The following is a 2,189-nucleotide window of genomic DNA, read 5'->3' on the forward strand; positions in this document are numbered from 1 at the left end:
CTGCGGTAGGTGTTGATCCCCTGCTCCAGGTACTTCGACAACAGCTGGTGGTACACCTTGAACCGCTCCGACGGGTGCACCTGAATGGTCTGAAGCGCCTGCGCCGCCATGTTCGCAGCCGCCGGCATGATCTCGTGCTTCATCACGTTCGCCGGGATACGCACATACTTCTTGGCATACCTCGTACCAGCACCTCTCGGAACGGTATCAACTGCACTCTCGGAATACGGCCCTTTATCGAGCCTCTCATCTCCTACGCTGAAGCTGTCACCATCGACATACATGACTACCCCTTTCTACCCTACGACCAGCGGCTGCAGGATTGCTTGCCCCGTTGCCAGGGCGACAAGCTCCACATACTGCGAGGTGGAGATATGGACCGGTCTACCGAGCACATGCGTCCGATTGAACACGTTGCAGGACGCCGAAGATGAATACGACTTGAACTGGGTGAACAGGCTGGTACCGACGATCAGCACGGGCTTCTCGAAGAACACGCAGAGCTGCACTGCGTTAGGCGTGAGAACCTGCGTATCACCTGCGGTGTCGGCGCCATTCGCTGTCCAGCCGTTACCGTACATGATGCCTTGGGTGAACAGCTTGTTACGCAGTGCCAGTGTGCCGGTGGTCACTGCGTTGACGGTGCTCGAAGATGCCGGCGGCTGCGGCTGGTGGTAGCTCAGCTCGAACTCACCGCCATACCACAGTGCATTGATGCCATTCGTTGACTCTGCCTGGTTTGTGAATGGCAAGACCTGCGATTCCATACCTACTGCCAGCACCTCGAAGGCCGTATCTGGCGACGTTGAGATCTGTGTCGTGATGAGGCCGATTGACTCATCACCAGAGACCGTGGTCGTATCCGTAGCCGCCAGCGTCGAAGAATCAAACACGAGATACTGTGCCCGCTTGGCCTGAGCAACCCTCCACCACTCATTCCGATCAAAGTATGGGACCACTACGTTGGCCATTGGAACTCTCCCTGCTCGTTGCTTCCTGCGCAACAGTATAGGGAACGGTGTGACGCTGCGGCGTCAGGGCTCTGACCTGGGGATATGATCTCGGTGCCCGGACCGAAGGCGTCCATCAACATGCGAACCCGCACCCGCCGAAGCCACCTCGGCTGCCCGTCACCTTCGATGACCCTCGCATCAACCGGCGCCTGGTGCCTGTGGTCGGCTCCGTGGGGTCCCCATACCTCTCTGCCCGTGTCGTCCAGCACGCTGCCCGTCCACGACCGATCCCGGGGCGGGTGGAGCAAGACGCCACGTGAGCAGGAGTAACGCCTGGCGCCCTTCGGGAGGCGGTCCGAGCCCTTCCCTAGGTACTTGGCCACGTAGCGTGCTATCCGCCGTATCGGGGCATCAGACACATCGACCATCCGCCCTAGTCCCACTTCTCTAGCCATTGCTCGAAGTCGTCTCCCGTCAAGACCACTACTGCAGAGACCGTGAAGATGCGGAGTACCGTCCTTGTGACCTTCGACGACCACGACGTACTGAAACTCAGCGATCGCACGGGCCAGCCTCTTGCGTAGCTTGGACCAGCAGGCTCGCAGGTACTTGAGCGCTTCGTCCGCTTCCTTGCCATTCCATGTACTTTCACGGTGTCTCCCTCCCTTGTGCCACTCTCCAGGTAACGTCAACGTAAAGAATGTCCTTAGATCGTAAAGTGTGCCGGCTTGGTTGATGTCCGAGATCAGCTTCTCTCGCTTCCGTGGGCCACAGAACTCGCAGTCCCACGACTTGCACCTGAACTGCACCACCCGTACTTCACCCGTCTGGCGGTTGTACAGGTTGTGGGTCCACGACCCACATATTCTGCCCCTGACCTGGGTGCGGTCAGTTGTTCTATAAGGCTTGTCAAGGGGGTCCGTCGGTGGTTCTCTCATCGGTTCCGCTCCCTGGACAGCGAGAAGCCCCGGCGTCCATGCCGGGGCCTCTCGCCTGCGTCCCTCGCTACACACCAGTCTGCTCCCAGCAAGGGACAGTATCAACCTCACCGGGCCGGTGTTGTTACTTTATTGTGCCCTTGCGCTGGTCAGAGCCCTGGCCCTGGACCGTGACGCCGGTGAGCACGCCCTGACCCTGAGCCTGATCCAGCCCGTGCTCCCTGCGGTAGGTGTTGATCCCCTGCTCCAGGTACTTCGACAACAGCTGGTGGTACACCTTGAACCGCTCCGACGGGTG

The 2,189-nt window shown here is 59.7% G+C and carries 1 protein-coding gene; it reads right to left on the bottom strand.

The features are described 5' to 3' along the window. Window positions 1-296 precede the first annotated feature (296 nt). Complete coding sequence (locus tag ABDV69_RS21175; protein WP_343577772.1) at window positions 297-971, bottom strand: hypothetical protein; 675 nt, start codon at window positions 969-971, stop codon at window positions 297-299. Window positions 972-2,189 lie beyond the last annotated feature (1,218 nt).

Origin of the sequence: Mycobacterium sp., from assembly GCF_039583785.1 — a bacterium.
Lineage (GTDB): Bacteria > Actinomycetota > Actinomycetes > Mycobacteriales > Mycobacteriaceae > Mycobacterium.

What these genes read in the sequence shown, in the direction of transcription:
- ABDV69_RS21175 (WP_343577772.1), bottom strand. Translation starts at nt 971, where the DNA reads ATGGCCAACGTAGTGGTCCCATACTTTGATCGGAATGAGTGGTGGAGG.